This is a genomic window from Streptomyces sp. NPDC052107 (assembly GCF_040680215.1).
Classification (GTDB): domain Bacteria; phylum Actinomycetota; class Actinomycetes; order Streptomycetales; family Streptomycetaceae; genus Streptomyces.
On sequence record NZ_JBFAWG010000006.1, the window covers coordinates 23,529 to 41,977 of the forward strand.

The window sequence follows — 18,449 nt, forward strand, 5'->3', positions numbered from 1 at the left end:
GCCCCGACGCCCACTGCCCCGTGACCGGAAGTCCACTGCCGCAGGACCGGAGGCCCACTGCCCCGGCACCGGAAGCTCACCGCCCCGCGAGCCGACGCCCGCCCCACCGGCCCCAATCCCCCCGAAACCACCAGTCCCAAGCCGCACACCACCCCCCTTCATCCAACGCACCCCACTCGCACGGCCACCCCACCCCACTCCACACGCACAGCCACCCCACCCAGCCCATCCCCCGCCACCCCGAACCCCACCAACCCCACCGACCGAATACGTCACCACCCCTCACCCCACCCCTGTGCAGAACGTCAAACTTCACCCCTCGGTTTTGTACACATACGGCTCATGACGGGCCCCCGGTAAGGAGCGATAGCCTTGTGGCGTGATCAGCGCGATATCTCGCGGGGGCGATCCTGCCCCTGCCCTGCGCCCGGGTTGCACGGAGCACCTCCGTGACCGGGCGGCGGTCGCTGGTCTTCGCGGGCGGGGCGGGGCCACAGGAGCCCCCGGGACGCCGAGGACAACCCTGGACACGGCGGCGCCGAGAGCAGCGTCACACCGCTCGGGCGTGTCGAGAATGACCGAAAACCCCCCGCTCATCTCACCTCGCGGCATAGCGTCGACGCGGACCGGACACCCCGGGCCGTGGCGTCGAGCCGGAGGGAAAGAGACCGTACTTCCTTCTACGTCACGCAACGGCGCGCGACAGGAGTCAGAGGACAATGCAGACCAAGCTGGACGAAGCCAAGGCCGAGCTGCTCGAGAGGGCCGCCCGGGTAGCTGAGAACAGCCCGGTCGGGGGGCACCTACCGACCGGGACCGCGGGCGAGGGCTCCCCGGGCACCCCGGACCGCGAGTCCATGCTCGCGTTCCTCCAGCGCTACTACCTGCACACCGCCCCGGAAGACCTCACCGACCGTGACCCGGTCGACGTCTTCGGCGCCGCGGTCTCGCACTACCGTCTCGCCGAGAACCGCCCCCAGGGCACGGCGAACGTGCGGGTCCACACCCCGACCGTGGAGGAGAACGGGTGGACCTGCAGTCACTCGGTCGTGGAGGTCGTCACCGACGACATGCCCTTCCTCGTCGACTCCGTCACCAATGAGCTGACCCGGCGGGGCCGTGGGATCCACGTCGTCGTCCATCCGCAGTTCGTGGTCCGGCGCGACCTGACCGGCAAGCTGATCGAGGTGCTGCCGACCCCGCCGGGCGGCGAACTGCCGCACGACGCGTACTTCGAGTCCTGGATCCACGTCGAGATCGACCGGGAGACCGACCGCGCCGACCTGAAGCAGATCACCACCGATCTGCTGCGCGTGCTGTCCGACGTGCGCGAGGCCGTCGAGGACTGGGAGAAGATGCGGGACGCGGCGACCCGGATCGCCGGCGGCCTGGAGAGCGAGCCCGTCCCGGGCGATCTGCCCCGGCCCGAGGTCGAGGAGGCCCGCGAGCTGCTGCGCTGGCTCGCCGACGACCACTTCACCTTCCTCGGCTACCGCGAGTACCAGCTGCGCGAGGACGACACGCTCGCCGCCGTGCCCGGCACCGGTCTCGGCATACTGCGCTCGGACCCGCACCACGCCGAGGACGAGCAGCACCCGGTCAGCCCTTCCTTCGAGCGGCTGCCGGCCGACGCCCGCGCCAAGGCCCGCGAGCACAAGCTGCTCGTGCTGACCAAGGCCAACAGCCGTGCCACCGTGCACCGGCCGTCGTACCTGGACTACATCGGCGTCAAGAAGTTCGACGCGGACGGGAACGTCGTCGGTGAGCGGCGCTTCCTCGGTCTGTTCTCCTCGGCCGCGTACACCGAGTCCGTGCGCCGCGTCCCGGTCATCCGCCGCAAGGTCGACGAGGTGCTGGAGCGCGCCGGGTTCTCGCCCAACAGCCACGACGGCCGCGACCTGCTGCAGATCCTGGAGACCTACCCGCGCGACGAGCTGTTCCAGACGCCCGTCGCCGAGCTGCAGTCCATCGTCACGAGCGTTCTCTACCTGCAGGAGCGGCGGCGGCTGCGGCTCTACCTGCGGCAGGACGAGTACGGCCGCTACTACTCGGCCCTCGTGTACCTCCCGCGCGACCGCTACACCACCGGTGTCCGGCTGCGGATCATCGACATCCTCAAGGAGGAACTCGGCGGTGTCAGCGTCGACTTCACCGCCTGGAACACCGAGTCGATCCTCTCCCGGCTGCACTTCGTCGTCCGCGTCCCGCCGGGCACCGTGCTGCCCGAGCTGTCGGACGCCGACAAGGACCGCATCGAGGCCCGCCTGGTCGAGGCCGCCCGGTCCTGGGCCGACGCGTTCGCGGAGGCGCTGACCGCCGAGTGCGGTGAGGAGCACGCGGCCGAGGTGCTGCGCCGCTACAACCACGCCTTCCCCGAGGGCTACAAGGCCGACCACAGCCCGCGCGCCGCGGTCGCCGACCTGGTCCACCTGGAGCAGCTCAGCGAGGACAGGACCTTCAGCCTGAGCCTGTACGAGCCGGTGGGCGCCGGGCCGGAGGAGCGCCGTTTCAAGATCTACCAGAAGGGCGGCACGGTCTCCCTCTCCAAGGTGCTGCCGGTGCTCAGCCGCCTCGGCGTCGAGGTCACCGACGAGCGGCCGTACGAGCTGCGCTGCGCGGACCGCACCACCGCCTGGATCTACGACTTCGGTCTGCGCATGCCCAAGGCGGGCAGCGGCGACCACCTCGCCGACGACGCCCGTGAGCGCTTCCAGGAGGCCTTCGCCGCCACCTGGACCGGCAAGGCGGAGAACGACGGCTTCAACGCCCTGGTGCTGCGCGCCGGGCTGAACTGGCGTCAGGCGATGGTGCTGCGCGCCTACGCCAAGTACCTGCGGCAGGCCGGTTCGACCTTCTCGCAGGACTACATGGAGGACACCCTCCGCAACAACGTCCACACCACCCGGCTCCTGGTCTCGCTGTTCGAGGCGCGGATGTCGCCGGACCGGCAGAAGGCCGGTCTCGAGATCACCGACGCCCTGCTGGAGGAGCTGGACGCGGCCCTGGACCAGGTGGCCAGCCTGGACGAGGACCGGATCCTCAGGTCCTTCCTGACCGTCATCAAGGCGACCCTGCGCACGAACTTCTTCCAGGAGGCGCTCGGCGGCAAGTCGCACGACTACGTCTCCATGAAGTTCGACCCGCAGGTCATCCCGGACCTGCCGGCGCCCCGCCCGGCGTACGAGATCTGGGTGTACTCGCCGCGGGTCGAGGGTGTGCACCTGCGCTTCGGCAAGGTCGCGCGCGGTGGTCTGCGCTGGTCCGACCGGCGTGAGGACTTCCGCACCGAGATCCTGGGCCTGGTCAAGGCGCAGATGGTGAAGAACACCGTCATCGTCCCGGTCGGCGCCAAGGGCGGCTTCGTCGCCAAGCAGCTGCCGGACCCGGCCAAGGACCGTGACGCATGGCTGGCCGAGGGCGTCGCCAGCTACAAGACGTTCATCTCGGCGCTGCTCGACATCACCGACAACATGGTCGCCGGCGAGGTCGTGCCGCCGCAGGACGTGGTCCGGCACGACGGCGACGACACCTACCTGGTCGTCGCGGCCGACAAGGGCACCGCGACCTTCTCGGACATCGCCAACGGCGTCGCCGAGAAGTACAACTTCTGGCTCGGCGACGCCTTCGCCTCCGGCGGCTCGGCCGGCTACGACCACAAGGGCATGGGCATCACCGCGCGCGGCGCCTGGGAGTCCGTGAAGCGGCACTTCCGTGAGCTGGGCGTGGACACGCAGACCGAGGACTTCACGGTCGTCGGCATCGGTGACATGTCCGGTGACGTGTTCGGCAACGGCATGCTGCTGTCGGAGCACATCCGCCTGGTCGCCGCCTTCGACCACCGGCACATCTTCATCGACCCCACCCCGGACGCGGCCGCCTCCTACGCCGAGCGCCGCCGCCTGTTCGAGCTGCCCCGCTCCAGCTGGGCCGACTACAACACCGAGCTGCTGTCGGCGGGCGGCGGGATCTTCCCGCGCACCGCCAAGTCGATCCCGGTCAACGCCCACATCCGCGAGGCCCTCGGCATCGAGGGCAGGGTCACCAAGATGACCCCGGCCGACCTGATGAAGGCGATCCTGCATTCCCCGGTGGACCTGCTGTGGAACGGCGGCATCGGCACGTACGTGAAGGCGTCGGCGGAGTCGAACGCGGACGTCGGCGACAAGGCCAACGACGCCATCCGCGTCGACGGCGCCGACCTGCGGGTCAAGGTCGTCGGCGAGGGCGGCAACCTGGGCCTGACCCAGCTCGGCCGCATCGAGTTCGCGCTGCACGGCGGCCGGATCAACACCGACGCGATCGACAACAGCGCCGGCGTGGACACCTCCGACCACGAGGTGAACATCAAGATCCTGCTGAACGGCCTGGTCGCGGACGGCGACATGACCGTCAAGCAGCGCAACAAGCTGCTCGCCGAGATGACCGACGAGGTCGGCGCGCTGGTCCTGCGCAACAACTACGCGCAGAACACCGCCCTGGCCAACGCCCTGTTCCAGGCCAAGGACATGCTCCACGCCCAGCAGCGGTTCCTGCGCCACCTGGTGCGCGAGGGCCACCTGGACCGTGCGCTGGAGTTCCTGCCGACCGACCGTCAGATCCGCGAGCGCCTCGGCCAGGGTCAGGGCCTGACCAGCCCGGAGACCGCGGTCGTGCTGGCGTACACGAAGATCACGGTCGCCGAGGAGCTGCTGGCCACCTCCCTGCCGGACGACCCGTACCTGCGCGGCCTGCTGCACGCGTACTTCCCGACGGCGCTGCGCGAGCGGTTCGCGGACGCCGTCGACAACCACCCGCTGCGCCGTGAGATCACCACGACCGTGCTGGTCAACGACACGGTCAACACGGGCGGTACGACGTATCTGCACCGTCTGCGCGAGGAGACCGGCGCCTCCCTGGAGGAGATCGTCCGGGCCCAGACCGCGGCCCGCGCGATCTTCTGCTCGGCGCCGGTGTGGGACGCGGTGGAGGCGTTGGACAACAAGGTCGACGCGGCCGTCCAGACCCGGATCCGGCTGCACTCGCGCCGGCTGGTCGAGCGCGGCACGCGCTGGCTGCTCAACAACCGGCCTCAGCCGCTGCAGCTCGCCGAGACGGTCGAGTTCTTCGCCGAGCGGGTCGAGCGGGTCTGGCAGGAGCTGCCGAAGCTGCTGCGTGGCGCGGACCTGGAGTGGTACCAGCACGTGTACGACGAGCTGTCCGCGGCCGGCGTCCCGGACGAACTCGCCACGCGCGTGGCCGGGTTCTCCTCCGCCTTCCCGACGCTCGACATCGTGTCGGTGGCCGACCGCATGGGCAAGGAGCCGCTCGACGTCGCCGAGATCTACTATGACCTCGCCGACCGGCTGAACATCACCCAGCTGATGGACCGCATCATCGAGCTGCCCCGCGCCGACCGCTGGCAGTCCATGGCCCGCGCCTCCATCCGCGAGGACCTGTACGCGGCGCACGCGGCGCTCACCGCGGACGTCCTCGCGGTCGGCAACGGCACCTCCACTCCCGAGCAGCGCTTCAAGGCCTGGGAGCAGAAGAACGCGCCCATCCTGAGCCGGGCGCGCACCACCCTGGAGGAGATCCGCGGTTCGGAGACCTTCGACCTCGCCAACCTGTCGGTGGCGATGCGGACGATGCGGACGCTGCTGCGTACGCATTCGTAGGACTACGGCAATGACAGCGCCCCGGGCCGACGTCGAATCGGTCCGGGGCGTTCCCTTTCTTGCCGAGCCTTAGGCAAAAACGATCAGCGAATTTACCGTTTCCTGCTAATCGGTGCCTTTCGGATAGGGTCTGCGCTGTGACTGTTCAACTCACCGAGATCACCGAGATCACCGAGACCCGCCCGGCGGCACCCCCCGCGCCGGCTCCGGCCCGGCCTGTCACGCGTGTCGTGCTGGAGGTCGTGAAATTCGGGATCGTCGGCGGCAGCGGTGTCCTCGTCAATTTCCTGATCTTCAACCTGCTGCTGCACGGCCTGGGTTGGCAGGCGATGACCGCGACCGTCCTGGCCAGCTGTATCGCGATGGCGACCAATTACCTGGGCTTCCGCTATTTCGCCTATCGCGACCGGGCCTCGCGTACCCGGGGTCAGATCATCCTGTTCTTCGTGTTCAGCGGCCTCGGTGTCGTGATGGAAATCGGCCTGTTCTGGGTCGGTTACCAGGGTCTCGGCCTGCACGGCGTGCTGGCATCGAATGTGGCGAAGGCGCTGTCGATCGTGCTCGCCTCCGCCTTCCGGTTCCTCGTCTACCGCACCTGGGTGTTCCAGCAGGATGCACACCGCACCGTCTGACACCGAGCCGGTGAGCCGCACGCAGCCCCCATCGGGCGCCGCGCGGGCCGGCCGGGTGCTGCCGCAGGCCGCCGCCGCGCTGGTCGTGGCACTGTTGCTCCTGGTGATCGTCCGCCTGCCCTGGGCGGGCGACCTCGGCATGCACGCCGCCACCGTCCAGCGCCTGAGCCACAACCTGTTCCATCCCGGCAACCCGCTGGTCGACGCGGACACGCCGAGCCCCTACTACTCGCCGTGGATGCTGGTCCTGGGCCTGGTCGCCAAGCTGACCGGCCTGTCGGTGTTCGTGGTCCTGCGGCTGGCCGCGCTGGCCGGCCTGTCCCTGCTCGTCACCGGAGTCTGGCGCTACGTCCGCACGCTCAGCTCCCACGGCATGGCACCCGCGCTGGCGCTGCTCAGCCTGCTCTTCCTCTGGGGCCCGCTGCTGTTCAACTGGTCCGGTTTCCTGGGCCTGAACTCCCTTGCGCTGACGGTGTCGTACCCCAGCGTCTTCGCGCTCGGCCTCACCTTCCACTTCTGGGCCTGGGTCACGCGGGCGACGCGGGGGGAGACCGCGTGGGGACGGTGGCTGTGGCTCGGTGTGCTGTGGGCGCTGATTCTGCTGTGCCACCAGTTCACCGGCGTGGTGGCCTCGCTGGGCGCGCTGGCGATGGTGATCGCGGCGCGGCCGTCCCGCCCGGTGCTGCTGCGACTGTCCGCCGCGCTCGCCCTGGGACTGCTCCTGTTGTGGCTGTGGCCGTACTACGACTTCTTCTCCCTCTTCTCCGCCGGCGCGGACCTGGAGGCCATTCACAAGCCGCTGTACGAGGACCTGGCCGCGCGGTTCGGCCTGGTGCTGCTCGGGGTGGCGGCGCTGGTGCTCCGCTTCCGCCGCGACCGCTGGGACCCGCTGGTGCTGTTCTTCGCGCTGGGCGTGCTGGTGTTCGCCGCGGGCGGGCTGTCCGGTCACTACTCCTGGGGCCGCGCCCTGCCCGCCGCACTGATCCCGGCGCAGCTCGCGGCCGCGCTGGAGGTCGTCTCGGCGGGGCGGCGGGCGGTGCGGGTGGGTTGGGCGTGCGTGTTGGGTGCCGCCCTGCTTGTCGGCGCGTGGACGCAGGTGGGGACGCTCGGTTATGTGACGGGGCGCGCTGCTCTGCCGTCCGTGGTCGCGTCCAGGTACCGGACGCCGTGGGTGGGGTACCACTGGATCACGCCGTGGGTGAAGTACGGGGACGTGGTGATGGCTCGGACGACTCCGGCGCGGCAGATCCCCGCGTATGGGCCGTACACCGTGACACCGGGGTATCCGGATGTCTTCCTGCCGGACGCTGCGCGGCGGGAGGATGCCGTGGCTCGGTACTTCGCCGCGGGGACGCCTTCCGCTGACCGGACGGGGATTCTGCGGGAGTACGGCGTGAAGTGGGTCGTGGGTCCGGGGAGTTTGGCGGGGCCGGGGCTTCGCAAGGTGACGGTGGGCCCAGGTTCCCAGGTCCTGTACCGAGTGGTGCCCTGAGCCGCGGCCGGCCGGGGGTGGGTGTCGCGCACCGGCGCGGCACCAGGTGGCCGACGGCGAGGGCAACTCCCCAAGGGGCGCGGGGAGCTGCGCGACCAGCCACTACGGGCCCGCAGTCGCTCAGGCGTCTTCAGCGCAACAGCGCTTCGGAACTGACCCTGTGCCACGACGGACCCGCGCTCGCCCACGCGCCCTCAGCCCAACGGCGCTTCGAAACCGGCCCTTTTACCTGAGCACGCTGGACAGCAGCTTCGCTACCTTGCGGATCTTCGGGCGGGCCACCTTGCGGACGACCGGGCGGATGACACGGGCCGTGACTCCCACCGGGCGCCAGCGGAACTGCAGGCGACCGGGGTTGCGGCCCTCCGGCTCTATGGTCAGCTCGTGCGGGGTCGCGCCGGAGCGGTACTCGATGCGGGCGGTGAGGGTGGGGAAGGCCAGCGGGGCCAGCAGGAGGCTGGAGTTGGACAGGCCCTGCTGCTGGAGGCGGACCAGGGGGTGGCGTACGCCCGCGAAGCCCTGCAAGGGGAGCGGGGCCTCTGTCAGGTTCAGATGGACCGTGCCCTCGAACACTCCGGGGTGGACCGGGTCGAGGCGGAAGGGGACCGCCATCCGGCGGTTGCCGGGGGAGAGGAGCAGGCCGGCTCGCTGCGGGCCGACAGGGAGGCGCAGACCGGGGTCGTAGGTGCGGACGGCCAGGGTGAGGGAGGCACCGGGGCCCGGGGTCAGCTCCGTGATCTCATGGCGGAACTGCGCGCTCGGGAACGGGCGCGTGTCCAACTCCAGGTCGGACACGTCCAGTTCATTGCGGGCACGGTCGGACGTGGGCACGCTGTCGCCCCAGTACGGCACACCGGACGCGTCGGCCGTGACCTGCCTCGGCGCCACCCCGTGCCCGAGCCCGCGGGCCGCGAGCCGGACCTCCTCCAGGCGGCCTTCCCGCAGCAGCTCCAGCACCACCCGCTCGGGGCGGGGCAGGCGGGCGTACGCGCCGGGAGACAGGCTCTCCAGGTACGGGTTCATGATGTCGGCGAAGGAGCTCAGCCACTCCTCGTCCCGGTAGGGCAGGTCGCCCGCATACATCCGGAAGTCGTGCTTGAGGAACTTGTAGTCCTTGTCCTCGCGGAGCCCCGCGTGCCCGCTCTCCACCAGGAAGTCGTCGATCAGACGCTGGACGTGGACCCGGTCGCGGACGTTCGTGACCTTGTGCCGCTGATTCGAGATCGAGGCCGTCGCGGCCGCCGCGAACGGGTCGATGTACCAGACGTACACCGGGTCCGGAATGATCGTGAACGCCTTCGCCAGGCAGTACGCCTGCGCCGAGAACAGCTGGTCCTCGTAGTGGATGCCCTCCGGGAAGCGCAACTCGTGCCGGTCCAGGAAGGAACGCGCGTACATCTTGCTCGTCGACAGGTGCTCGAACAGCAGCCGCGGGTCGGCCTCGATGCCGTCCACCGTGCGGCGCTCGGCGACCAGGTGCCGCATCCACGTCGTACGGCGGCCGTTGTCGACCCGCACCCGGCGCACCGCGCCCATGGCGAAGTCCACCTCGCGCTCGCGGTGCGCGGCGAGCAGCAATTCGACGGCGCGGGGCGGGAGTTCGTCGTCGCTGTCGAGGAACATCAGATACGGCGCCCGGGCGATGTCGATGGCCCGGTTGCGCGGGGCGCTGCAACCGCCGCTGTTCTCCGGCAGACGGAGGTAGCGGATACGGGGGTCCTGCGCCTCCAACTCGCGTGCCACCGTGGGCGTGTCGTCCGTCGAGTGGTCGTCGCTGATGATGATCTCGATGTTCGCGTGCGTCTGCGCGCGCAGCGAGGCGACCGCCCGGGGCAGGCGGGCGGCGTCGTTGTAGACGATGACCGTCACCGTCACGTCGGGGGTCGTCATGCCGAGGCCTCCTCGGGGGTCGGGGCGGGGGTGCGTTCCTCGAGCGGGATCACCGGTGGCAGTGACTCCTCCGGTTCGCCCAGGAACACCCGTCGTACGACCCGTTCGGCGGCACGGCCGTCGTCGTACTCGCAGAACCGGCGCCGGAAGGCGGCCCGTGCCTTGGCAGCGCTCTCGTCGCGCCAGGCGCCGGAGGCGAAGATCTCCGTCAGCTCCTCCTGGGTGCGGGCGACCTGGCCGGGGTGGTCGGTCATGAGGTCGAAGTAGACGCCGCGGGTGGTGCGGTAGGTCTCCCAGTCGTCGGCGTAGACGACGATCGGGCGGTCGAGGTTGGCGTAGTCGAACATGATCGACGAGTAGTCCGTGACCAGCGCGTCGGCGGCCAGGCACAGCTCCTCGACGGGGTCGTAGGAGGAGACGTCGATGATCCGGCCGGAGCGGCGCAGACCGGTCAGCGGCGAGGCGGCGCCGCCGTAGAAGTAGTGGGCGCGGACCAGGAGCACGGTGTCCTCGCCGAGGCGATCGGCGAGGGCCGCGAGGTCCAGGCGCGGGGTGAAGCCGGCCTCGTAGTCGCGGTGGGTGGGGGCGTACAGGACGGCCGTCTTGCCGGGTGGGATGCCCAGGCGTTCCCGGGCGGTGCGGACTTCCTGGGCCCCGCTCGTGTAGAAGACGTCGTTGCGCGGATAGCCGTAGTCGAGGGAGGTGTAGCGCGCCGGGTAGGCGCGCTCCCACATGCGGGTCGAGTGGCTGTTGGCGCTGAGGCTGTAGTCCCACTTGTCGATGCGGGCCAGCAGCGCCTTGAAGTCCAGGCCCTTGGCGGCGGCCGGGTGTTCCTTCTGGTCCAGGCCCATACGCTTGAGCGGGGTGCCGTGGTGGGTCTGGAGGTGGATCGCGTCGGGGCGTTTGACCACCGCGTTGGGGAAGTTGACGTTGTTCGTCAGGTACTTGGCGGTGGCCAGCGTCTCCCAGTAGCGGCGGGTGCCGGGAACGACGTGGTCGGTGCCGGGCGGCAGCAGCGCCGTGTTCTCCTTCGACACCGTCCACACCTGGTGGATGTGCGGGGCGAGTTCGGCGAGCTTGGCGGCGATGGCGGCCGGGTTGCAGGACACCCCGCGGTCCCAGTAGGCGGCGAACACGGCCAGGTTCGGGTCGACCGGACGGTTCAGGGCGCGGTGGTACTGCTGGTCGCGGAGCTTGGCGCCGACCTGCTTCTTGCGGGTCCGTACGGCCTTCTTGGCGGCGCGGCGGGCGCGGTTGGCGGCCTGGAACGCGCGGTACTTGGTGTACGCGCCCTCCTCCAGCAGGGCGTGCCGTACGCCCTCCACACCGGCCGGGTGCTCGTGTTTCTCGGGGCGCCAGCGGACCGCGGTGAGGGAGGCGCGGCGGAAGAACTCGCGGGCGACGGCGTCGGGCAGGTTCTCGCCGGCGAAGGTGCGCACGAGGTCGCGCATCATCAGGTCGTACAGCACCGTGCGGGCGGCGCGGCGGTCCTTGGCGAGGGAGAGCAGCGAGTCGTAGCGGTCGATCAGCGCGAACCGGTCCTCGGGGGCGAGCGGCGGCAGGCTCTCGGGGCGCAGCAGGCGGTTCTCGTACGCCACCTGGTTGAGGCAGGCGACCCGGCCGGCGTGCAGCAGGGCGGCGTGGGCGGCCTGCGGTTCGTCGCCGGTGGTGAGCTGCTGCTCGTGCGCCCGCCAGAACGCGGCGCGCAGGGCGCGGTTGCCGAGCAGCGGGGTGAGGCGCAGCAGGTCGGCGGCCTCGTCCAGGGGCAGGCCGTCGCGGCCGACGGCGGCGAGCAGCCGGCCGTCACGGGAGGGGGTGCCGGCGGTCTGCCAGGTGGTGGTGACGTGGTCGAAGACGAGTACGTCCACCCCGGCGCCGTCGGCGGCGTCCAGCTCGGCGGTCCGCTCGGCGATCAGCCGGGCGGCGCCGGCCGGCAGGCTGTCCTTGGCGTGCACGAAGTGCAGCCAGCGGCCGGTCGCGCGGGCGGCGCCGGCCGCCCGGGCCGCCGCGTCACCGGTGCCCTCCGGCAGCGAAACGACCACCGTCTCGGGGGCGTGGCCCTCGGCCGTCTCCCGCGCCCAGTCGCCGACCGCGGCGACGATGACCTCGGCGGCGGGGAGCGGGCGGGCTTCCAGGGAGTCCAGCAACTCTGTCAGATGCCCCTGTGCGTTCGGTCCGTAGACGATGACGCTGAGTTGGGGCATCGCAGTGGACTCCTTCGGCTCGTCGACTTGGGGCACCCTTCATAACATACTGTTGCTAAGCGGATGAAAGGGATAAGCACACGCGAAGTAAGAGAGGGCCCACGAAGGAAGAGCAAGTTCCGTGGCCTGTGGTTTCGCTCCCGGTAACTTTCGTGCCACCTTCTTACTCCGAACCGGTCAGGCCGCCTTCTTGGGCGCCGGCTTCTTCGCCGTCTTGTCGCTCTTGTCGCCGGTGAAGGCCTCGTACTCCTTCATGACGTCCTCGGTCGGCCCGTCCATGCGCAACTCGCCGCGCTCCAGCCACAGGACCCGCTCGCAGGTGTCGCGGATCGACTTGTTGTTGTGGCTGACCAGGAAGACCGTGCCCGCGCGCTCGCGCAGTTCACGGATGCGTTCCTCGGAGCGCATCTGGAACTTGCGGTCGCCGGTGGCCAGTGCCTCGTCGATCAGCAGGACGTCGTGGTCCTTGGCGGCGGCGATGGAGAACCGCAGGCGGGCGGCCATGCCGGAGGAGTACGTGCGCATCGGCAGGGTGATGAAGTCGCCCTTCTCGTTGATCCCGGAGAAGTCGACGATGTCCTCGTAGCGCTCCTTGACCTCATCCCGGGACATGCCCATGGCGAGACCACCGAGGTAGACGTTGCGTTCACCCGTCAGGTCGTTCATCAGGGCCGCGTTGACGCCGAGCAGGGAGGGCTGGCCGTTGGTGTAGATGTGTCCGTTCTCCACCGGGAGCAGCCCGGCGACTGCCTTCAGCAGCGTCGACTTGCCGGAGCCGTTGGTGCCGATGAGCCCGACGGCTTCACCTTTGTAGGTGACGAACGACACCTTCTTCACCGCGTGTACCCGGCGGACGCCGGCCGCCTGCTCGGCCTGCTTGCGGCGCAGCATGCGGTTGAGGGCGGCGGTGGCGGTGCCGCGGCCGGCGCCGGTGCCGTTGACCCGGTAGACGATGTCGACGTTCTCGGCGACGACGGTGGGGATGTTCTCGGTGGGGGTCTGCTCAGCCACGGCCGTACGTCTCCTCAGCCTTCCAGAAGTAGATGAAGCCGCCGATGCCGGCGAGCAGGGCCCAGCCCGTGGCCGCCGCCCAGACGTGCGGGGGCAGCTGCGTGCCGTGGAAGCTGTGGATCAGGGCGTACCGCATGAGGTCGATGTAGACCGCGGCCGGGTTGGTCTCCAGCAGGATCGTGACGATGTGCGGCAGGTGGTCCTTCTTGGTGAGCTTGCTGATGCTCCACATCACGCCGGACACGTACATCCAGGTGCGCAGGATGAACGGCATCAGCTGGGCGATGTCCGGAGTCTTGGCTCCCCACCGCGCCATGATCATCGACACGCCCGCGTTGAACAGGGACTGCAGGATCAGCGCGGGGATCGCGACCAGCCATCGGGGGGTGATCGGGAGCCCGAAGGACAGGATGATCACGACCAGCGCGGTCATCGAGAACAGCAGCTGCTGGAGCTGCTGGAGGCAGAAGGAGATCGGCAGTGCGGCGCGCGGGAAGTGCAGGGCGCGGACCAGGCCGAGGTTGCCCGAGATCGCCCGGGTGCCCGCCATGATCGAGCTCTGCGTGAACGTCCAGATGAACACGCCGGTGACGAGGAACGGAATGTAGTCCGGCACCCCGTGGCTGGTGCCCAGGAGTACGCCGAAGATGAAGTAGTACACCGCGGCGTTCAGCAGCGGGTTCATGACCTGCCAGATTTGGCCGAGCTTCGCCTCGCTGTACTGCGCGGTGAGCTTGGCGGTGGCGAAGGCGGTGATGAAGTGGCGCCTGGCCCACAGCTGGCGGACGTACTCCGGCAGGGAGGGGCGCGCGCCGCTGACCGACAGGCCGTGTCGGGCGGCCAGTGCCGCGAGGTCGTCGTCGGCCGGGGCCTGGGTGGGGGGCGGTGTGTCGAGGACCTGGCTCACATCCGCTGCTTTCGCTCGGGGGGAGGGTGGCGCGTCCGGCGGGGCCGGGGTCGCGTCGGGGCCCGCCGTCCGACGTGCGTTCGTTTCCTTACGCTTCTCTTCACGTTCTCTTACGTCGGGACGGGACCGTATCGTCGCAACGGGAGCGTAGAACCAATCGACGTCGGAACGCAACCGTTTCGTCGTAACGGCCTATGCTGTGAGTCATGACGACGAACGCCGACGACCCGCCGACGCGTCCGCCCCGCCGGACCCCTGCCGGGGCCGCCGTACTCCGGGAGGACGTGACCGAGGCCATCCGGGCGGCGGTCTTCGAGGAACTCGCGGCCGTCGGATACGCGCGGATGTCCATCGAGGGCATCGCGCGGCGGGCGGGCGTCGGCAAGACCGCGGTGTACCGGAGGTGGCGGTCCAAGCTGCACCTGGTGCTGGACGTCGTCTCGGCGATGGCGGTCCTGGGCTTCCCGGTCCCCGACACGGGCTCCCTGGAGGGCGACCTCCGTCTCCTCTACGAGGTGACCTCCCGCGCCCTGCGCCACCCGGTCGCCTCCCAGATCATCCCCGACCTCCAGGCGGAGGCGGCCCGCAATCCCGACATCGCCGACGCCTTCCAGAAGGCCCTGCGGGACGGCCAGGAGGGTGTGGCCAGCAAGATCGTGGCGGCCGCGGAGGAGCGCGGGGAGGTGCGGGCGGGCGTCGATCCCGACCTCGCGCTCGACCTGATCTCCGGCCCGCTGTACTGGCGCGCGGTGGTGATCAGATCACCGAAGCTGCCGAGGGGGTACCTGGAGAACCTGGCGCGGGCCACCGCAGGGGCGCTCAAGGCGTTGTGACAGCACCCGGTGCCGCGGCTGGGCCCGCAGCTCCGGCGCCGCGAGGGCCGACCGCGCTGCGGCTCCCAGGGCGCGGGCGCGACCAGCCACCGACTACCCGCAGACCGGTCTGTCGAGGAGCTTCACGGTGAGTTCGGTCAGCTCCGGCGCGCGTAGTACTCGGCCGTCGAACCCGGGTAGCGGTACATGCAACCGCTCAAGCCAGCGCGGCGGTATCGCGTCGGCCCCGTACACCGCCCCCGCCAGCGCCCCCGTGACCGCCGCCACCGTGTCCGTGTCTCCGCCGAGGTCGATCGCCGCGCGGACCGCTTCCTCGTACGACGTCGTGGTCCGCAGGGCCCATACCGCCGAGCCCAGGCAGGGCCACACCGCGCCGTTGAACTCGGTCGCCCGGTCGGGGTGCCAGTCGGGGGAGAGGACCACCTCGTACCGGGGGCGGTGGGCGGGGTGGAGCGCGGCCAGCGTCGCCGGTACGGCGGTGAGGGGGTTCTCGCCGGTCAGGGCCACGCGGATCAGGTCGTGCAACGCCGCCGTGCCCTCCCATGCCGCGCCGTCGCCGTGGGTGAGCGCGGAGAGGCGGCGGGCGGCGTCCATGGTGGGCTCGCGGCCGTCGCGGGCGAAGTACACCGCCGAGGCGGCCGCTCGCATCAACGCGCCGTTGCCCGCCGCGCGCAGGTTGACCTGGAAGTGCAGGGCGGCGGCCGTGTCCCAGGGGTCGCCGCTGGTCAGGACCGCCTCCGTCTGGAGGCCGATGTCCTTCGGGTCGGCTGCCGCCCAGCGCTGGAAGCGGCGGAAGAGGTCCGGCAGGTCCATGCCGCCGTGGTCCAGCAGGGACTCGGCGGTCAGGACGGCCATCTGGGTGTCGTCCGTCGCCTCGCCCGGCTCCCAGCCGCCGCCTCCGCACATCTCGCCGCCGTGTCCGGGACCGGGGAAACGGGCGGAGAAGGCGCCCTCAGGGCCGAACTCGAAGGGCGCTCCGAGCGCGTCGCCGACGGCGGAGCCGAGTACGGCGCCGACCGCGCGTTGGAGAACTCCGTGAAGGGGCACCGGCAGAGCCTACGACCGCGCCGCCTCCGGGTGGTGGCGTACCCAGCCCTCCCAGGCGGAGGTGATCATGTCCTGGACGTCGTACTTGGCCTGCCAGCCCAGTTCCGTGGCGATGCGGGCGGCCGAGGCGACGACGCGTGCCGGGTCGCCGGGGCGGCGAGGGGTGACGGTCGGCGGGCGGTTGTAGCCGGTGACCGCGTTGATGCGGTCGATCATCTCGCGGACCGACACACCCTCGCCGCGGCCGATGTTGAGGGTCATGTCGGTGCCGGGGGAGGAGGCCAGGGCGCGGGCGACGGTGACGTGGGCCTCGGCCAGGTCGACCACGTGGATGTAGTCGCGTACGCAGGTACCGTCCGGCGTCGGGTAGTCGTCGCCGAAGATGCGCGGCGGCGCGCCCTCGGTGAGCTTCTCGAAGACCATGGGGACGAGGTTGAAGACGCCGGTGTCGGCGAACTCGGCGGCGGCCGCGCCCGCCACGTTGAAGTAGCGCAGGGACGCCGTGGACATGCCGGTCGCCCTGCCCGTCGCGCGCACGAGCCACTCGCCGGCCAGCTTCGTCTCGCCGTACGGGGACATCGGCAGACAGGGGGTCTCCTCCGTGACCAGGTCGACGTCCGGCATGCCGTAGACGGCGGCCGAGGAGGAGAAGACGAAGGACGGGATCTCCGCCCGTGTCACCGCGTCCAGGAGGGTGCGCAGGCCCTCGACGTTCTCCCGGTAGTAGTGCAGCGGGCGCTCCACCGACTCGCCCACCTGCTTCTTCGCCGCCAGATGCACGACCCCGCTGATCTCGTGCTCGGCGAGCGTGCGGGCCACAAGCTCCGCGTCCAGGACCGAGCCCCGCACCAGGGGGACCTCCGCCGGTACGCGCTCGGCGACGCCCGTCGTCAGGTCGTCGTAGACGACCGTGCGCTCGCCCGCCTCGGTCATCGCCCGTACGACATGTGCCCCGATGTATCCGGCACCGCCGGTGATCAGCCAGGTCATTGCGGCCGTCCCCTCGTCAGTTGGCCCGTTCTGCCGCTCGGTGGAGCGGCGGGCGTCTCTCAGTGAAGCAGTGGGCGTCCCGCCGGATCAGCGGGTGTCCCGGTGAAGCGGCAGGCGGTCTCAGTGAAGCAGGCGGCGGAGTCGGCCGCGCACCACCTGCAGTACCCCGCGCACGCCGGTCGCCACGCGCACGGCCAGCGCGCCGGAGTGCGTGGCGTACGGCTGCACCAGGAGCACACCGTGCCGGGCGCTCGGGACGGCGCGCCGACCCAGCCGGCCGGAGCCCGCCAGGGCGTGCGCCGTCACATCGCGCTGTGCGCCGTCGGCGAAGCACACGGTCAGCCGCAGGTCCCAGGTGCCGGCGCCGAGCGCGGCCAGGTCGACGGGCAGCTCGGCCGACCAGCTCTCCGGGCCGCAGGGGGTGAGCGGGACCGTGGTGCGTCCCCGCTTCCGGGCGTCGTCGTCCCGGGACTGCCACTCCACGTCCACCTCGCGCGGGCCCGCCTCGGCCACCCTGCCGTACAGCTCGTGCAGCCGCAGACGGAGCAGCGAGGCACGCGCGCGTCGCCGCAGTTCCGCGTCGACCACGAGCGGGAGGACACCGGTGGGGCGGGTCAGGAACGGTGTGAGGGTGACCTGGGGGAGGTCGGTGGACCAGACCGGGACGCCGTCGGGGCTGCGGGCGTAGGGCGGCAGCAGGCGCGCCGGACGGGCGGCCAGCTCGCGCAGCCGGGGCAGGTCGCGGGGCTCGGGCGACTCCAGGACGACCCGTGCGAGCAGCCGGCCCGGAGCGCTCGGGTTCAGCTCCCAGTCGGCGGCGTCGTAGCGCGCGAGGTACTCGCGGGTGTGCGCCCACCACGCGCGCTGGTAGTGGGCGTCGCGCAACCCCAGCTCGCGCGTGTACATCCGCACCTCGTGGTCGAGGAACTTGGCCCGCGCCGCCCGCGCCAGCTCCTTCTGCCCGGCGCCCAGCAGAATGTCGTACGCCAGCGCGCACGCCTCCACGCGCGCCTTCCAGTTGTCGATGTGCTCCCGGTCCAGCGAGAGCGACAACTGCTCGGCGGCGCGGCGCACATGCCACACGTACACGCGGTCCGGTACGAGCGCGATGCGCGGGCCGGCCGCCAGCACGCGCGCGGTGAAGACGATGTCCTCGTAGAGGAAGCGGCCCTCGGGGAAGCGGATGCCGTGCTCGCGCAGGAAGTCGGTGCGGTACAGCTTGTTGACGCACAGCGTGTCGTGGACCAGGCGCGGCCGCTGCGCGGGGCGCGCGAGCACGGTGTTCGCCGTGTAGAGGGGCGCCTGCCAGGGTTGTTCGCGCCCCGAGGGCAGCTCGCGGCGCACGCACAGCCCGCTCGCCACCTCGGCGTGCGCCCCCGTGGCCGCCGCCAGCAGCGTGTCCACCGCACCGGGCGGCAGCACGTCGTCGCTGTCCAGGAACATCACGTACGGCGTCGTCACCGCGTCGATCCCGGCGTTGCGCGGGCTGCCGCAGCCGCCGCTGTTCACGCTCCGGCGCACCACCCGCAGGCGTGGCTCGCCGGCGGCCAGCCGGTCGAGCAGGTCGGCGCTGCCGTCCGTGGAGCAGTCGTCCACGGCGACGACCTCGGCGACCGCCGGCCCCTGGGCGAGCGCCGACCGCACGGCGTCACCCACATGGGTACTGTCGTTGAAGCCGATGACGACGACACCGACCTGCGCCGGACGCGGCGACTCGGCGGTACCTGCTGTATCGGGTGTGTCGGTCGGGTCTGATCGCATCGGGTCCACAGGCCAGGAGCGTAGAAAT

At 70.8% G+C, this 18,449-nt stretch carries 11 protein-coding genes; 4 read left to right on the forward strand and 7 right to left on the reverse strand.

From position 1 onward, the window contains the following. The first annotated feature begins 719 nt into the window (after positions 1-719). From AB0M27_RS08355 to AB0M27_RS08365, 3 genes are all read left to right on the forward strand, one after another. Positions 720-5,654 carry an NAD-glutamate dehydrogenase gene (locus AB0M27_RS08355; RefSeq protein ID WP_365719266.1) on the forward strand — a complete coding sequence of 1,645 codons (4,935 nt, stop codon included), beginning with the start codon at positions 720-722 and terminating at the stop codon, positions 5,652-5,654. A gap of 230 nt (positions 5,655-5,884) precedes the next feature. Then, positions 5,885-6,286 carry a GtrA family protein gene (locus AB0M27_RS08360; protein ID WP_365719268.1) on the forward strand — a complete coding sequence of 134 codons (402 nt, stop codon included), beginning with the start codon at positions 5,885-5,887 and terminating at the stop codon, positions 6,284-6,286. Positions 6,287-6,296: 10 nt separating this feature from the next. Continuing rightward, positions 6,297-7,778, forward strand: a complete 1,482-nt coding sequence (locus AB0M27_RS08365; RefSeq protein WP_365719270.1) for a hypothetical protein — start codon at positions 6,297-6,299, stop codon at positions 7,776-7,778. Positions 7,779-8,003: 225 nt separating this feature from the next. Here the strand turns inward: AB0M27_RS08365 and AB0M27_RS08370 are convergent, their stop codons facing one another. From AB0M27_RS08370 to AB0M27_RS08385, 4 genes are all read right to left on the reverse strand, one after another. Continuing rightward, a complete protein-coding gene (locus AB0M27_RS08370; RefSeq protein ID WP_365719272.1) occupies positions 8,004-9,668 on the reverse strand; it encodes a glycosyltransferase family 2 protein in 1,665 nt (554 codons plus the stop codon). Next, on the reverse strand, positions 9,665-11,872 hold the full coding sequence (locus AB0M27_RS08375) for a CDP-glycerol glycerophosphotransferase family protein (RefSeq protein WP_365719274.1): 2,208 nt from the start codon (positions 11,870-11,872) through the stop codon (positions 9,665-9,667). The genes AB0M27_RS08370 and AB0M27_RS08375 overlap by 4 nt, the downstream gene beginning before the upstream one ends. Before the next feature lie 177 nt (positions 11,873-12,049). Continuing rightward, the gene (locus AB0M27_RS08380; RefSeq protein WP_365719276.1) at positions 12,050-12,883 is read right to left on the reverse strand and encodes an ABC transporter ATP-binding protein; all 834 of its coding nucleotides are present in this window, start codon (positions 12,881-12,883) and stop codon (positions 12,050-12,052) included. Next, a complete protein-coding gene (locus AB0M27_RS08385; protein WP_365719278.1) occupies positions 12,876-13,790 on the reverse strand; it encodes an ABC transporter permease in 915 nt (304 codons plus the stop codon). Before AB0M27_RS08385 ends, AB0M27_RS08380 begins: the two co-directional genes overlap by 8 nt. A 206-nt stretch (positions 13,791-13,996) precedes the next feature. Between AB0M27_RS08385 and AB0M27_RS08390 the strand changes: the two genes are divergently transcribed. Further along, positions 13,997-14,623 (forward strand): TetR/AcrR family transcriptional regulator, encoded by a 627-nt coding sequence (locus AB0M27_RS08390; protein ID WP_365719280.1) that lies wholly within the window; start codon positions 13,997-13,999, stop codon positions 14,621-14,623. Between the two features lie 93 nt (positions 14,624-14,716). Here the strand turns inward: AB0M27_RS08390 and AB0M27_RS08395 are convergent, their stop codons facing one another. The 3 genes from AB0M27_RS08395 to AB0M27_RS08405 all read right to left on the reverse strand — a co-directional run bounded on the left by AB0M27_RS08395 (position 14,717) and on the right by AB0M27_RS08405 (position 18,421). Continuing rightward, positions 14,717-15,670 carry an ADP-ribosylglycohydrolase family protein gene (locus tag AB0M27_RS08395; RefSeq protein WP_365719282.1) on the reverse strand — a complete coding sequence of 318 codons (954 nt, stop codon included), beginning with the start codon at positions 15,668-15,670 and terminating at the stop codon, positions 14,717-14,719. Positions 15,671-15,679: 9 nt separating this feature from the next. Beyond that, positions 15,680-16,660 carry a UDP-glucose 4-epimerase GalE gene (gene galE / locus AB0M27_RS08400; protein ID WP_365719284.1) on the reverse strand — a complete coding sequence of 327 codons (981 nt, stop codon included), beginning with the start codon at positions 16,658-16,660 and terminating at the stop codon, positions 15,680-15,682. A 120-nt stretch (positions 16,661-16,780) separates the two neighbouring features. Continuing rightward, positions 16,781-18,421 (reverse strand): glycosyltransferase family A protein, encoded by a 1,641-nt coding sequence (locus tag AB0M27_RS08405; RefSeq protein ID WP_365719285.1) that lies wholly within the window; start codon positions 18,419-18,421, stop codon positions 16,781-16,783. Between the last annotated feature and the right edge of the window lie 28 nt (positions 18,422-18,449).